We start from the raw sequence: 14,654 nt of genomic DNA, 5'->3' as shown, positions 1-14,654 counted from the left end.
GGGTTTAACCAAAACCTTGGCATGAATGCTTTGCTCACCGCAGGTCAGATAATCGACCGGGTTTGCGGGTAGGACTTATTTTTGCTTATTCGCTATCGCTGCTGTCAGTGCTAGCTGGAGCTGCTGCTTCAGCTTTATCAGCAGCGTCTTTCATGCTCAAACGAACACGACCTTGACGGTCAATTTCAAGCACTTTAACTGGCACTAAATCACCAACTTTCAGATATTCGTTAACATCGTTCACACGCTCTTCAGCGATTTGTGAGATGTGCACTAAACCATCTTTACCTGGCAAAATAGTAACGAATGCACCGAAGTCTACAATACGCGCCACTTTACCTTGGTAAATGCGACCAACTTCAACTTCTGCAGTCAGCTCTTCAATGCGAGCGATAGCTGCATCCGCTGATTCTTGGTCAGTTGCAGCGATACGCACAGTACCATCATCATTGATTTCGATGTTGGTGTTGGTGCTTTCAGTTAATTCACGAATAACTGCGCCACCTTTACCAATCACGTCACGGATCTTATCAGGATTGATTTTGATGGTGGTGTAACGCGGAGCGTAGTTTGATAACTCAGTACGAGCACCGGCTAACGCCTGATCCATCACTTGCAAGATGTGCAAACGAGCTGCTTTAGCTTGAGCTAAGGCAATTTCCATGATTTCACGGGTGATACCGTCAATCTTGATGTCCATTTGTAAGGCGGTTACGCCGTCAACGCTACCGGCAACTTTAAAGTCCATGTCGCCCAAGTGATCTTCATCACCTAAGATATCAGACAAGACGACAAATTTGTCACCTTCTTTCACCAAGCCCATGGCGATACCAGCGACTGATGACTTGATTGGTACGCCTGCGTCCATCAATGCTAATGATGCACCACATACTGACGCCATTGAGCTTGAACCGTTTGATTCAGTGATCTCAGATACCACGCGGATGGTGTACGGGAATTCGTCTTGTGACGGCATCACCGCTTGTACACCGCGCTTAGCTAAACGGCCGTGGCCGATTTCGCGACGCTTAGGTGAACCCACCATGCCGGTCTCACCCACACAGTATGGAGGGAAGTTATAATGCAACATAAAGCGATTGTCGCTGCGACCAGTAAGGTCGTCGATCATTTGTGCATCGCGCTCAGTACCTAAGGTTGCAGTAACCAAGGCTTGCGTTTCACCACGGGTGAATACCGCTGAACCGTGCGTGCGTGGTAACACGCCAGTAGCCATATGCAGGGCGCGCACCATATCTGGTTCACGACCATCAATACGCTTCTCGCCGGCAATAATACGGCTACGTACTACGTCACTTTCCAGTGAATGGAACAAATCGCCGATTTCTTTGGCATCTAAAGTTTCATCTTCTGCCAGTAACTGCTCAGTAACTTGGGCTTTCAATGCCGCTACTTGCTCATAACGTGCCGCTTTTTCAGTGATACGGTACGCATCGCCAATGCCTTGCTCTGCTAATGCTTTGATTTTGTTTAGCAGCTCAACATTTTTCGCAGGAGCTTGCCAATCCCAGGCTTCTTTACCTGCTTCAGCAGCAAATTCATTGATGGCGTTAATCACAGTTTGCATTTGCTCATGGCCATAGACCACAGCGCCTAACATGGCATCTTCTGACAATAGTTGCGCTTCTGACTCAACCATCAATACCGCACCAGCAGTACCAGCAACCACTAAATCTAGCTTAGAAGTGGTCAACTCTTCCAAGGTTGGGTTTAACACGTACTCATCATTGATAACGCCTACGCGTGCTGCACCAATTGGGCCAGCAAAAGGCACGCCAGAAATAGCTAAAGCAGCTGAGGTACCGATCAAAGCAACGATATCTGGAGAAATTTGTGGGTTTACTGATACCACAGTCGCAATCACTTGCACTTCGTTATTAAACCCTTCTGGGAATAATGGACGAATCGGACGGTCGATTAAGCGCGAGGTTAAGGTTTCGTTTTCTGATGGACGTCCTTCACGCTTGAAGAAACCACCAGGGATTTTACCGGCAGCGTAAGTACGTTCTTGATAATTTACAGTTAATGGAAAGAAATCTTGGCCTTCTTTGGCATCTTTCTTAGCCACCACGGTCACCAACACGGTGGTGTCATCCATGCTTGCCAATACGGCTGCAGTTGCTTGGCGCGCCATTGCACCAGTTTCTAATGTGACAGTATGCTGACCATACTGGAATTTCTTAGTAATAGGATTCACGTTATTTTTCCTTTGTCTTTCTCTTTTAAATTCTTAAGCGCTATTAGTTACTAGATATTAGACACTAACTCAACCCAGTGTTCTTGCTCTAATGAATATCTAATATCTAATATCTAATATCTAATACCCAATAACGCCTTTGTCCTTCGATAAATAAAAAAGGGGCCACAACAGGGCCCCTTCCAATGAACAATGCTTAGCGACGTAAACCTAAGCGCTCAATCAGGGTTGCATAACGCTGATTGTCTTTACGCTTTAAGTAGTCCAACAATTTACGACGTTGGCTAACCATCCGTAATAGACCACGACGTGAGTGGTGATCTTTTGCGTGTTCTTTGAAGTGGCCTTGCAGTTCGTTAATGTTTGCAGTCAATAGTGCTACTTGAACTTCGGTAGAACCGGTGTCATTTTCGCCTTGACCATATTCTTTAACGATTTCAGCTTTTTGTGCCGCAGTTAGTGACATATATTACTCCTGATAAGTGAAAAATGTCAGTGCCGATCACTAATTCAGCACCAACGAAATCGCTGCAAATTATACGCACTTTATGCCCGCAGCGCAATCAATCTCGCAAATTCAATACCCGCTTGGGTTTCACCCAAAGGCCTGCTTCCGCTGGCCCAGTTGCAAGCGCCGGTGCTTGCAGTAAACCCATCCCAATAAACACCCCATCAGAGCTACGCAGTACTCGATAATGATCTGCGACAACTTCAGGTGGCTGCGTTAACTGAGCTGGATTGCCCAATAAAAACTTGGCGGCCTCAGCGGCCTCAACCGTTACCGTAGGCACTTGCTGGATAACCGTATCATTGGCTAGCAATAAAGCGTCAATCGCAGCGTAATCCCCTTGTTCTGGATCCGTCTGTGCGGCGACCGCTGCCAACTCTTCAGCACTGTAGACGGGGCCGACCACACCTTCTATCCAGCTGCGGTGCAACTCAGCAACATGAGCTCCGCATCCTAAAGCCGCGCCCATGTCGTCGATAAGCGTACGAATGTAAGTGCCTTTTGAACAGGTCACGTCTAACACCAAGCGCGCTCCGTGCCACTCCACTAAGTTAATCTCGCGAATGGTAATAGCACGTGTTTTGCGCGGCACTTCTATGCCTAAACGGGCATAGTAATACAACGGCCTACCTTCGTGTTTTAACGCCGAATACATCGATGGGGATTGCTGTTGCGGGCCCGTGAATTGCTTAATAACTCGATCGATATCCGCTTGGGTTAAACGCTCAAGCAAAGCAGCATCGGCCTGCGCTACTATCTCACCTTCGCTGTCACTGGTGGTGGTGCGAATCCCTAAACAAGCTTCTACCCGATAGGCTTTATCCGCTTCTAAGGAGTAATGAGATACTTTCGTGGCTTCGCCAAAACACAACGGCAGTAGCCCGGTTGCAGCCGGGTCTAAAGCGCCAGTATGGCCTGCTTTGTTGGCATTTAAAAAACGCCGCACTTGTTGGAGTGCGGCGTTTGAACTGATATCACGGGGCTTATCAAGCAAAATCACGCCGCTGACATCGCGACCTGACTTTCTTCGTCCCATTAATCGTCTCCGTGGTCGTCTGTGGCTGCGGTATCGGCCGGCTTTGCAGTGGGGGCAGCATTGCCGCGACTTTCGTCACGTTTAATGGCCTCATCAACTAAGCGCGACATCCGAATACCTTCGTTCAAGGACGGGTCATGTACAAATCGTAGTTCGGGAATAATACGCGCCCGAATACGCTTGCCAAGTAATGAACGAATAAAGCCTGCGGCATCATTCAGTACTTTCAGCGCGGTTTTGATTTGCTCTGGCTCATCGTTGAAGAAAGTCACAAATACTTTGGTGTAAGCCAAATCCCGTGACACTTCTACTTCAGATACCGTCACCATACTCACCCGCGGATCTTTTATTTCGCGCTGCAGTATCATCGCTATCTCACGCTGATACTGCTGCCCTACTCTGTCGGTCCGACTATAATCTTTCGCCATAGGCGCTTATAAGCTCCGTTCTACTTGAACTGTTTCAAAGACTTCAATTTGGTCACCAACACGAACGTCGTTGTAGTTCTTCACGCCGATACCACATTCCATACCGTTGCGAACTTCTTGTACGTCGTCTTTAAAGCGGCGTAATGACTCTAACTCGCCTTCGTAGATAACTACGTTATCACGTAGTACCCGAATTGGAGCTGAACGTTTCACCACACCTTCGGTAACCATACAACCTGCAATAGCGCCAATCTTCGGTGATTTAAATACATCACGAACTTCAGCCAAGCCAATGATCTGCTGCTTGAACTCAGGCGCTAACATACCGCCCATAGCTGCTTTAACTTCGTCAATCAAATCATAGATAACACTGTAATAGCGTAAATCTACCGCGTCTTGCTCAATCAAACGCTTGGCTGAAGCATCAGCACGCACGTTAAAACCAATCACAATCGCGTTTGATGCACTGGCCAAAGATGCGTCGGTTTCAGTAATACCGCCTACACCGCTACCAATGATGTTCACTTTCACTTCGTTTGTAGAAAGCTTCTGCAATGAATCAGAAATAGCTTCTAGTGAACCCTGTACATCCGATTTAAGCACGATGTTCAGTTCTTGCACTTCGCCTTCTTGCATGTTCGCGAACATGTTTTCTAGCTTAGCTTTCTGCTGCTTAGCTAATTTAACTTCACGGTATTTGCCTTGACGATAGTTAGCTACTTCACGGGCCTTACGCTCGTCTTTAACTACGGTAGCTTCATCACCAGACTGTGGCACACCTGACAAGCCAAGAATCTCGACCGGAATTGATGGACCAGCTTCTTTCACTTCTTTACCTGTTTCATCGCGCATCGCACGAACTCGGCCATATTCTAGGCCACAAAGTACGATATCACCTTGGCGTAAGGTACCTTCTTGAACCAACACCGAGGCTACCGGACCGCGTCCTTTATCCAACCGTGATTCAATAACTATGCCTTTGGCCATGCCGGTCGCAACAGCTTTCAGGTCCAGCACTTCAGCTTGTAACAAGACCGACTCTAGCAACTGTTCAATACCGTCACCGGTATGCGCCGATACTGGTACAAACATCACATCGCCACCCCAATCTTCAGGGATAACATCGCGTTGGGCTAGTTCGTTCTTAACTCGATCTGGGTCCGCCGTTGGTTTATCCATCTTGTTGATGGCAACCACGATTGGTACTTGGGCGGCGCGAGCATGCTGAATCGCTTCAAGCGTTTGTGGCATCACACCATCATCAGCAGCTACCACCAAGATGACGATATCAGTCGCACTTGCACCACGCGCACGCATCGACGTAAACGCAGCGTGGCCTGGGGTATCGAGGAAAGTGATCATGCCATGATCCGTTTCTACGTGATACGCACCAATATGCTGGGTAATACCGCCAGCTTCACCTTTCGCCACTTTCGCTTTACGAATGTAGTCAAGTAACGAGGTTTTACCATGGTCAACGTGCCCCATTACAGTCACTACCGGAGCACGTGTAGTGGCATCATCGGCTGTATCTGCACCACGATCCGCCAACACTTCTTGCTCTAGTGCGTTTTCACTAACCAACACCACTTTATGACCCATTTCTTCAACGACCAACGAGGCCGTTTCTTGGTCTAGTACTTGGTTAATGGTCACCATTTCGCCCATTTTCATCATGGTCTTGATAACTTCGCTAGCTTTGACCGCCATCCGGTTAGCTAACTCACCAACAGTAATGGTTTCGCCTAGCTTAACGTCACGCTCTACCGGCGCGGCAGGTTTATTAAAACCATGCTGCAAGGTTGAACGCTTAGCACCTTTACGGCGTTTTTCACGACGCGGGCTATCATCACGTTCGTCATCTTTATGACGGCGTTGCTTACTTACTTTACGACGGCTGCGACGCTCTTCATCCACGTCTTGCTCGTCTTCAGCAGCTTGCGCTGTAGATGAGGTGGTAAAGTGAACATCTTCTTGTTCAGCTTTTTTACGCTTGGCTTCTTCTTCTTGCCAACGAGCTTCATTTTCTTCAGCTAAACGACGCGCTTCTTCAGCTTGACGCGCAGCTTCTGCTTCGGCCTTTTTACGGGCTTCTTCTTCTTGCGCCTTACGTAACCGCTCTGCTTCCGCTTTCGCTTCGTCAGCTTTCTGACGTTCTTCTGGCGTCATTGCTGCGCGCTTATCAGCTTCTGCTTTCGCTTTCGCTTTTTCTTTCTCTTTGCGAGCTGCTTCTTGCTTAGCTTTTTCTTCAGCTGCTTTTGCTTCCGCTTGAGCTTTGGCTGCGGCCGCTGCTTGCGCTTCTTCTTCTAAACGCTTCGCTTCAGCTGCTGCACGTTCTTGTTCAAGGCGCTCTTGCTCAGCTTTTTGCTGATCTTCTAAGGCCGAACGCTTCACGTACGTACGTTTCTTCCGCACTTCAACTTGCACCGACTTACTACGACCTGGGCCGCCGCCGATACTTAAGGTGCTTTTTTCTTTCCGCTTCAACGTCATTTTAGCCGGCTCAGTAGGGCCGTTGCCGCCATGGGCCTTGTTCAAATGCGTTAGTAATGCTTGTTTCTCGTCTTCGGTAACAGCGTCGCCAGGCTGTTTTTTCATACCAGCCTCGGCAAACTGTTGCACCAAACGATCAACTGTCGTACCGACATCTTTGGCTAGCTTATCCAGCGTTACTTCTTCCATAGTCAGTTGTACCCCCGTTGATCTTATTCTTCGTCACCGAACCAGCAGATATTACGCGCTTGCATAATCAATTCTCCGGCTCGTTGTTCGCTTAACTCTTCAATTCCAGCCAAATCATCAATGCCCTGCTCGGCTAATAGCTCGAGACTAGTCACACCTTTGCTTGCTAACACAAAGGCTAAATGACGATCTAAGCCCTCTAAGTTAAGCAATGATTCATCTGGCTCTGCACTCTCTAACGACTCTTCTGTGGCTAATGCACGAGTTGTTAGTACCGCTTTCGCGCGGCTGCGTAGCTCTTCAACAATATCTTCGTCCATCCCCTCAATTTCCAGTAATTCATCTACTGGAACATAAGCGATTTCTTCTAACGAGGAGAAGCCTTCGTCAACTAATACGCTGGCAAAATCTTCGTCAATGCCAAGGTTCTTAGTGAACAAATCAAGTACTTTCTGTGCTTCAGCTTCGTTCTTCTCAGTAAAGTCAGCAACTGACATCACGTTCAACTGCCAACCCGTTAGCTGACTGGCTAAACGCACGTTTTGCCCAGCTTTACCAATGGCTTGGGCAAGATTGCCTTCTTCTACCGCGATATCCATGGTGTGTGCTTCTTCGTCAACCACAATCGCTGCGACTTCGGCCGGTGCCATTGCGTTGATAACGAATTGGGCTGGATTATCATCCCACAACACGATATCAACGCGTTCGCCACCTAACTCACCGGAAACTGCTTGAACCCGCGCGCCACGCATACCAACACAAGCGCCAACAGGGTCAATCCGACGGTCATTGCTCTTCACGGCGATTTTTGCGCGTGAACCAGGGTCACGAGCGGCACCACGAATCTCAATCATTTCTTCGCCAATTTCTGGCACTTCAATGCGGAAAAGTTCGATTAAGAAGTCCGGATGGGTACGGCTAACAAATAATTGCGCACCGCGTGCTTCAGGACGCACGTCAAACAGCACGCCACGAACTCGGTCGCCGGCGCGAACTGATTCGCGTGGCAACATATCTTCACGATAAATAATCGCTTCAGCGTTGTTACCAAGATCCAAAATCACATGCTCACGATTGGCGCGTTTGACCGTACCTGTCACCAGCTCACCCACTTGATCTTGATATTCTTCAACTACTTTAGCGCGCTCAGCTTCGCGTACTTTCTGTACGATCACCTGCTTGGCGGTTTGAGTGGTAATGCGATCAAACTCAATCGAGTCGATTTGCTCTTCAACATAATCGCCGGCTTGTACTGAGTCGTCCTCGTACTGGGCCGCAGCTAAGCTGATTTCGCGATAAGGGTGCTCTAGCGGTTGTTCGCTATCATCCACCACTAACCAGCGGCGAAACGTATCAAATTCGCCAGTTTGGCGATTAATGCTGACGCGTACTTCGATATCGCCTTCGTATTTTTTCTTTGTTGCGTGCGCAAGTGCTGATTCTAATGCTTCGAAAATCTTTTCTTTCGATACATCTTTTTCGTTAGAAACTGCTTCTGCAACCAATAAAATTTCTTTTGCCATTGTTCTGCCTCGCCTACGCAATCCTTAGTTAAACTGAGGAACTAAATGAGCTTTCTTAATGGATGACTGCGCTACTTTCAGGGCTTCACCATCAACGTTAAATTCTACGTAATCGCCATCAACAGCAGCAATTACACCTTTAAATTTGCGTTTACCTTGCTGTGCTACAGTTAATTCTACCGCAGCGGTCTCGCCAAGGTAGTCTGCATACTGACTCGCGTTGAAAAACGGACGTTCCATACCTGGCGAGGACACTTCTAAAAAGTATTCCGTGCTGATAGGGTCTTCTACGTCTAAAATTGCGCTTACCTGATGGCTTACCGCCGCACAGTTATCAACGCTCACGCCATCGGCATGATCAATATAAACACGTAAGGTTGAATGTTTACCTGCCCGCACAAATTCCACGCCCCAAAGGGTGAAATCTAAAGCTGCTACTGCAGGTTCTAACATCTCAAATAAACGATCTTCAACTCGAGCCAAGTTTGCCAACTCCTAAAAACAAAAAAAGGGCGTCATCGCCCAGTGTTATTGACTGCCAATTCATTGTATTAAGGGCGTTTATTACTAACGTCTTACGCTTAACACAGATGCTGCAGCAGAGGTCACATAGTAAAAAGCCCCGAACTGCTGCGGGGCTTTTAGAACACTGGACCCTTTGTAATTGGTTGCGGGGGCAGGATTTGAACCTACGACCTTCGGGTTATGAGCCCGACGAGCTACCAGACTGCTCCACCCCGCGTCCGAAAACGAATCCATATTATAAAGATTTTGGCTACAAACGCAACCGTAGCCGTTGTAAATTTGGTGCGGATGGCGGGACTTGAACCCGCACGCCCTAAAGCACTACCCCCTCAAGATAGCGTGTCTACCAATTCCACCACATCCGCAAATCTGTTACTAACTCAGCACCACTAACGAACCCAACTCAGAGGTCTTAGTTTGACCCTGGCACGTCGCTATCGTTGCTTGGTACTGTCGGCACTTCTTCTTGCATCATGTCTAAGTCATCAAACTGGCTGCCTGCATCGCCATTACCGGCGGCTAGGTTACCAAGAACCAGACTCAACACAAAAAAGATAACCGCTAAAATAGCTGTGGTACGAGTTAAAAAGTTACCCGAACCGCTTGAGCCAAACACAGTATTTGATGCGCCGGCACCAAAAGAAGCGCCCATATCGGCACCTTTACCATGTTGAATCATCACAAAGCCGATCAACATCAAGGCTACGATGAGATAAACGATTAGAAAAATCTCGTACATAATTTAATTACTCCGGGCCTGAGCTGCAGTACAAATCGCCACGAATTGTTCGGGCTGTAAACTTGCACCGCCAATCAAACCACCATCAATATCAGCTTCAGCAAACAGTTCTGAAGCATTATCAGCCTTCACGCTGCCACCGTACAAAAGCTGTACTGCGGCGCCTGCCGACCCAAATTTTTCTTGCAGCCAGTGCCGTATAAAACCATGCACTTCTTGCGCTTGCGCTGGCGACGCTGTTAATCCCGTGCCAATCGCCCAAACTGGCTCATAAGCTACCACGAGGCGTTCGCATGCAGACACTTGCGCTAAGGCTTCACTAAGCTGCGCCTCGACCACGGCAAAGGTTGCCCCTTGTTCACGTTGTTCGGCACTTTCACCCACACACAGCACAGCGGTAAAACGTGAATCAGCTAGCACTTGACCTAGTTTCTGAGCGATCCGAGCTTCCGAATCACCGTAACACTGGCGGCGTTCAGAATGACCAATCAGTACCCATTTCGCGCCAGCTTCATGCACTAGCGCTAAACTATGCTCACCAGTGTGCGCACCATCAGCATGTTCATTCACATCCTGCGCACCTAACGCAACCACACCCGGTTGCGCTTGCCACACCGGCAATAATACTGCAGGTGGACAGACGACCACAGTCACGTCCGCGTAGTGCGCCTGCTGTTGTTGCAGGGCCTCACTTAATTCAGCAACTAATGCGCGGTTGCCGTTCATTTTCCAGTTAGCTATCACTAACGGTTGGCGTTGCATCGGAACCTCTGACTTCATTGAGAGCGGCGAGATATTACATAACCTCGCCGAAACTTACAAGCGGTGAATGACGATTTGTTAACGAACTGATTAATTACTAGCCGCTTCTACTTCGCTAGCAATTTCTTCAGCATACGCGCGCACTTTATTGCCATCCTGACCTTCGACCATGACTCGAATGAGCGGCTCGGTACCAGACTTACGCAATAACACCCGGCCGTTATTACCCAGCGCTTGCTCTACTTCACTTACTACCGCTTGCACATTAGCCGCAGCTAACGGATCGGTACCGGCGGTAAAGCGTACGTTGATCAAGGCTTGCGGCGCTTTTACCAAGGGTGCCAGCAACTCGTCCAAGCTGCGTTGCTCACGCTGCATCGCCGTCAAGACCTGCAATCCAGCAATAATACCATCACCGGTACTATGAAATTGGCGATTAATAATATGGCCAGAATTTTCACCGCCAATGCGCCAATCACGTTTGACCAACTCTTCCATCACGTAGCGGTCGCCTACTTTGGCACGCACAAACGGAATCCGACGGTCAGTAAAGAATTTTTCTAGGGCGAAATTACTCATCAAGGTTCCGACAATACCGCCTTGCAACAAACCATCTTGCTGCGCCGCTCGGGCCAGAATAAATAACACATCATCGCCGTCAACAATGCGCCCAGTAGCCGTCACCATCATGATCCGATCACCGTCGCCATCAAGCGCAAAGCCCAAGTCAGCTTTACGTGCTAACACTTCGTCGCGTAGTGCATCTAAATGAGTGGCGCCACATTTTTCATTAATATTGATGCCGTTCGGTTCAGTGCCAATTTCCCAAATATCTGCACCTAGCTCACGCAACACATCGGGCGCTATGTGGTAGGTTGCGCCATGGGCACAGTCCACCACAATCCGCATCCCTTTGAGCGATAAATCAGAAGGAAACACGCTCTTGCAAAACTCAATATAACGCCCAGGCGCATCATCAATGCGGCTAGCTCGTCCCATGTGCTCAGACGGCACACAAACAAGCGGCTCATCTAACAGACGCTCAATTTCTGCTTCGACATGGTCTGGCAGTTTACTACCTGAGTCGGAGAAAAATTTAATCCCGTTATCGTAATAAGGATTATGTGAGGCACTGATAACAATGCCCGCAGCAGCACGGAAATTTCGCGTGAGATAGGCTACCGCTGGCGTTGGCATTGGCCCCAAAAATTCAACACTGACGCCGGCTGATAACAACCCCGCCTCGAGGGCAGATTCCAACATATACCCAGATAAACGGGTATCTTTACCTACCAATACACGCTGATTGCCACTGGCCGACAGCACGGTACCAGCTGCCCAACCCAGTTTCACCGCGAAATCCGGAGTGATAGGGAAATCACCTACTCGACCACGCACCCCGTCGGTGCCAAAATATTTACGCTGACTCAACAGTTTTCTCCTGCCAAGGTTGCTGCAACCACCTGCATTGCATCAACCGTTTCCTTGACATCATGAACACGGATAATCCGTGCGCCCTTCATTGCCGCTATCGTTGCCCCAGCAATACTGGCTGCTAGGCGCTCTGCTACCGCTCGTCCGGTCACCTGACCTAACATGGATTTACGCGATAAACCGATTAGTAATGGCAATTGCAATTTATGCAGCGCTTCAAGTCGCTGCAACAGTTGGTAATTATGCCCTAGGCTCTTGCCAAAACCAAAGCCTGGATCCAAATAAATGTTTTGTTTTTGTATTCCAGCTTGTGTGCAAAGGTTAACACGCTGCTGTAAAAACTCACTCACCTCAGCTACCACGTCATCGTATTGGGGTTGCTGCTGCATCGTTCGCGGCTGGCCTTGCATGTGCATCAAGCAGACTAATACCGCGGGATGTTGTGCTAACAGCTCCACTGCACCCTCTTCGCGCAAGGCATTGACGTCGTTGACCATGGTCACGCCAGCCGCGATGGCTTCGCGCATCACCGCCGGTTTAGTAGTGTCTACGGATAACTTCACGTCAAACCGTTGGCGCAGCGCTGTCACTACCGGAATGACTCGTTCCAGTTCGGCCTCTACCGCCACCGCAGCGCTGCCAGGACGGGTAGATTCGCCGCCAATATCTAACCAACTGGCACCAGCCGCAAGCATCTGCTCAGCCTGGCGTAAAGCCGCATCTAAATTGTTAAAACGACCACCATCAGAAAACGAGTCAGGCGTGACATTTAAAATGCCCATCACCTCGATTGGCGCACTCATCAATTGGGTTCCTTATCGCTGTTCATTCAGATCAAACTGGATAAAAAAAGCCCCGACTTGCGGGGCTTTATCTGCTTAGCTCGCCGATGAATTATCTGCTGGTTCTGCACCAGGCGAAACATCATCTGCTTTGGCTGAACTGTCACCATCTTTGTTGCTGTTAGAGCGTTGCTGCCAATCACGTGGCTCACGCACATCACGGCGATTCATCAAATCATCGATTTGATCCGCATCAATGGTTTCATATTTCATTAATGCGTCTTTCATGGTGTGTAGAATATCTACGTTTTCTTCCAAAATACGTTTAGCTCGATCGTAGTTACGATCAATAAGCAGCTTCACTTCTTGGTCGATGGCACGTGCGGTATCGTCAGACATATGTTTGTGCTGAGTAACCGAGCGGCCCAAAAAGACTTCGTTTTCATCATCAGCATAGAGCAACGGCCCCATTTTTTCTGACAAGCCCCATTGCGTCACCATCTTACGTGCAATTTGTGTAGCCCGCTCAATGTCGTTCGAAGCACCGGTCGTGACTTTCTCAAATCCATAGATGATTTCTTCTGCCAAGCGGCCCCCAAACAAACTAGAAATCATACTTTCTAGGTACTGCTTAGAGTGACTTACGCGATCTTGTTCGGGCAGGTACATGGTCACCCCAAGCGCTCGTCCACGCGGGATAATCGACACCTTATAAACAGGATCATGCTCTGGCACCAAACGTCCGACAATCGCGTGACCCGCTTCATGATAGGCCGTCATAGCCTTCTCATCTTCGGTCATCACCATCGAGCGGCGCTCTGCCCCCATCATGATCTTGTCTTTAGCCTTTTCAAACTCTTCCATAGCAACAACTTTCTTGTTGGTACGGGCAGCAAATAACGCTGCTTCGTTCACTAAGTTAGCTAAATCTGCACCAGAAAATCCTGGCGTACCGCGCGCAATTAACGAGGCATCTACATCTTTGCCCAGTGGTACTTTACGCATGTGTACTTTCAATATCTGCTCGCGTCCGCGCACATCCGGTAAACCAACCACTACTTGGCGGTCGAACCGACCTGGACGTAACAGCGCCGGGTCCAAGACATCAGGGCGGTTGGTTGCGGCAATCACGATAATACCTTCGTTGCCTTCAAAACCGTCCATCTCTACCAGCATTTGGTTAAGAGTCTGTTCACGCTCGTCATGACCACCACCTAAGCCGGCGCCACGCTGGCGACCTACCGCATCAATCTCATCGATAAAGATGATGCAAGGTGCTGACTTCTTCGCTTGTTCGAACATGTCACGTACCCGCGAGGCACCCACACCAACGAACATTTCTACGAAATCAGAACCTGAGATAGAGAAGAAAGGCACCCGTGCTTCACCGGCAATAGCTTTGGCTAGCAAGGTTTTACCTGTACCTGGTGGCCCCACCATCAACACGCCTTTAGGAATTTTGCCACCTAGGTGTTGGAACCGAGTCGGATCTTTCAAATAATCCACCAGCTCGCTGACTTCTTCTTTGGCTTCGTCACAACCGGCCACGTCTGCAAAGGTCGTTTTAATCTGGTCTTCACTCATCAAGCGCGCTTTGCTTTTGCCAAACGACATAGCGCCCTTGCCACCGCCACCTTGCATTTGTCGCATGAAGAAAATCCACACGCCAATCAGCAATAACATCGGGAACCATGAAATGAAGATCGAAGCCAAAATGCTTGGCTCTTCAGGTAGCTTGCCGTTAACTTCTACGTTGTTATCCAACAAGTCATTCAATAAGTCAGGATCCGATGCGGTTGGGATGACCGTGGTAAAATTTTCACCCGTACGCGACTGCGCTTTGATAACGCGGCCGTCGATGTCAACTTTGCGCACCCCACCGTTATGCACTTGCGTGATAAATTGGCTGTAAGCAACATTCGAGTTACTTGCGCCACCAGGACTAAAACTGTTAAATACCGTCATAAGTACGACGGCGATTACCAGCCATAAAATCAGATTTTTTGCCATATCGCTCAAA

Annotated in this window: 12 protein-coding genes and 2 tRNA genes; all 14 read right to left on the bottom strand. The window is 48.8% G+C overall.

Going from position 1 to position 14,654, the window contains the following annotated elements:
• Nucleotides 1-85: 85 nt before the first annotated feature.
• Nucleotides 86-2,215 (bottom strand): polyribonucleotide nucleotidyltransferase, encoded by a 2,130-nt coding sequence (gene pnp / locus ACQ661_RS03975; RefSeq protein WP_431667686.1) that lies wholly within the window; start codon nucleotides 2,213-2,215, stop codon nucleotides 86-88.
• Nucleotides 2,216-2,411: 196 nt separating this feature from the next.
• Nucleotides 2,412-2,681, bottom strand: a complete 270-nt coding sequence (rpsO, locus tag ACQ661_RS03970; RefSeq protein ID WP_431667685.1) for a 30S ribosomal protein S15 — start codon at nucleotides 2,679-2,681, stop codon at nucleotides 2,412-2,414.
• Nucleotides 2,682-2,778: 97 nt separating this feature from the next.
• Nucleotides 2,779-3,759 (bottom strand): tRNA pseudouridine(55) synthase TruB, encoded by a 981-nt coding sequence (gene truB / locus ACQ661_RS03965; protein WP_431667684.1) that lies wholly within the window; start codon nucleotides 3,757-3,759, stop codon nucleotides 2,779-2,781.
• Nucleotides 3,759-4,187 (bottom strand): 30S ribosome-binding factor RbfA, encoded by a 429-nt coding sequence (gene rbfA / locus ACQ661_RS03960; protein WP_110074791.1) that lies wholly within the window; start codon nucleotides 4,185-4,187, stop codon nucleotides 3,759-3,761. The genes truB and rbfA overlap by 1 nt, the downstream gene beginning before the upstream one ends.
• Nucleotides 4,188-4,193: 6 nt before the next feature.
• Complete coding sequence (infB, locus tag ACQ661_RS03955; RefSeq protein WP_153825779.1) at nucleotides 4,194-6,869, bottom strand: translation initiation factor IF-2; 2,676 nt, start codon at nucleotides 6,867-6,869, stop codon at nucleotides 4,194-4,196.
• Nucleotides 6,870-6,892: 23 nt separating this feature from the next.
• The gene (gene nusA / locus ACQ661_RS03950; protein ID WP_110074793.1) at nucleotides 6,893-8,392 is read right to left on the bottom strand and encodes a transcription termination factor NusA; all 1,500 of its coding nucleotides are present in this window, start codon (nucleotides 8,390-8,392) and stop codon (nucleotides 6,893-6,895) included.
• Nucleotides 8,393-8,416: 24 nt separating this feature from the next.
• Nucleotides 8,417-8,875, bottom strand: coding sequence for a ribosome maturation factor RimP (rimP, locus tag ACQ661_RS03945; protein WP_110074794.1), 459 nt, complete (start codon nucleotides 8,873-8,875; stop codon nucleotides 8,417-8,419).
• Nucleotides 8,876-9,057: 182 nt separating this feature from the next.
• Nucleotides 9,058-9,134, bottom strand: a tRNA-Met gene (locus tag ACQ661_RS03940).
• A 63-nt stretch (nucleotides 9,135-9,197) separates the two neighbouring features.
• Nucleotides 9,198-9,282 (bottom strand) — tRNA-Leu (locus tag ACQ661_RS03935).
• A 47-nt stretch (nucleotides 9,283-9,329) separates the two neighbouring features.
• Nucleotides 9,330-9,656, bottom strand: coding sequence for a preprotein translocase subunit SecG (gene secG, locus ACQ661_RS03930; protein ID WP_110074795.1), 327 nt, complete (start codon nucleotides 9,654-9,656; stop codon nucleotides 9,330-9,332).
• A 3-nt stretch (nucleotides 9,657-9,659) separates the two neighbouring features.
• Nucleotides 9,660-10,418, bottom strand: coding sequence for a triose-phosphate isomerase (tpiA, locus tag ACQ661_RS03925; RefSeq protein ID WP_431667683.1), 759 nt, complete (start codon nucleotides 10,416-10,418; stop codon nucleotides 9,660-9,662).
• Between the two features lie 90 nt (nucleotides 10,419-10,508).
• Nucleotides 10,509-11,849: a phosphoglucosamine mutase gene (glmM, locus tag ACQ661_RS03920; protein ID WP_153825781.1), complete on the bottom strand. Its 1,341-nt coding sequence runs from the start codon at nucleotides 11,847-11,849 to the stop codon at nucleotides 10,509-10,511.
• Entirely contained in the window at nucleotides 11,846-12,655 is an 810-nt protein-coding gene (gene folP / locus ACQ661_RS03915) for a dihydropteroate synthase (protein WP_313932436.1), read from the bottom strand. Before folP ends, glmM begins: the two co-directional genes overlap by 4 nt.
• A 75-nt stretch (nucleotides 12,656-12,730) precedes the next feature.
• Nucleotides 12,731-14,653, bottom strand: coding sequence for an ATP-dependent zinc metalloprotease FtsH (gene ftsH, locus ACQ661_RS03910; protein WP_110074798.1), 1,923 nt, complete (start codon nucleotides 14,651-14,653; stop codon nucleotides 12,731-12,733).
• Between the last annotated feature and the right edge of the window lies 1 nt (nucleotide 14,654).

This window comes from Pseudidiomarina sp. WS423 (genome assembly GCF_050750165.1).
Taxonomy (GTDB): domain Bacteria; phylum Pseudomonadota; class Gammaproteobacteria; order Enterobacterales; family Alteromonadaceae; genus Pseudidiomarina; species Pseudidiomarina fusca.
This window is presented reverse-complemented; position numbering and strand designations above follow the sequence as displayed.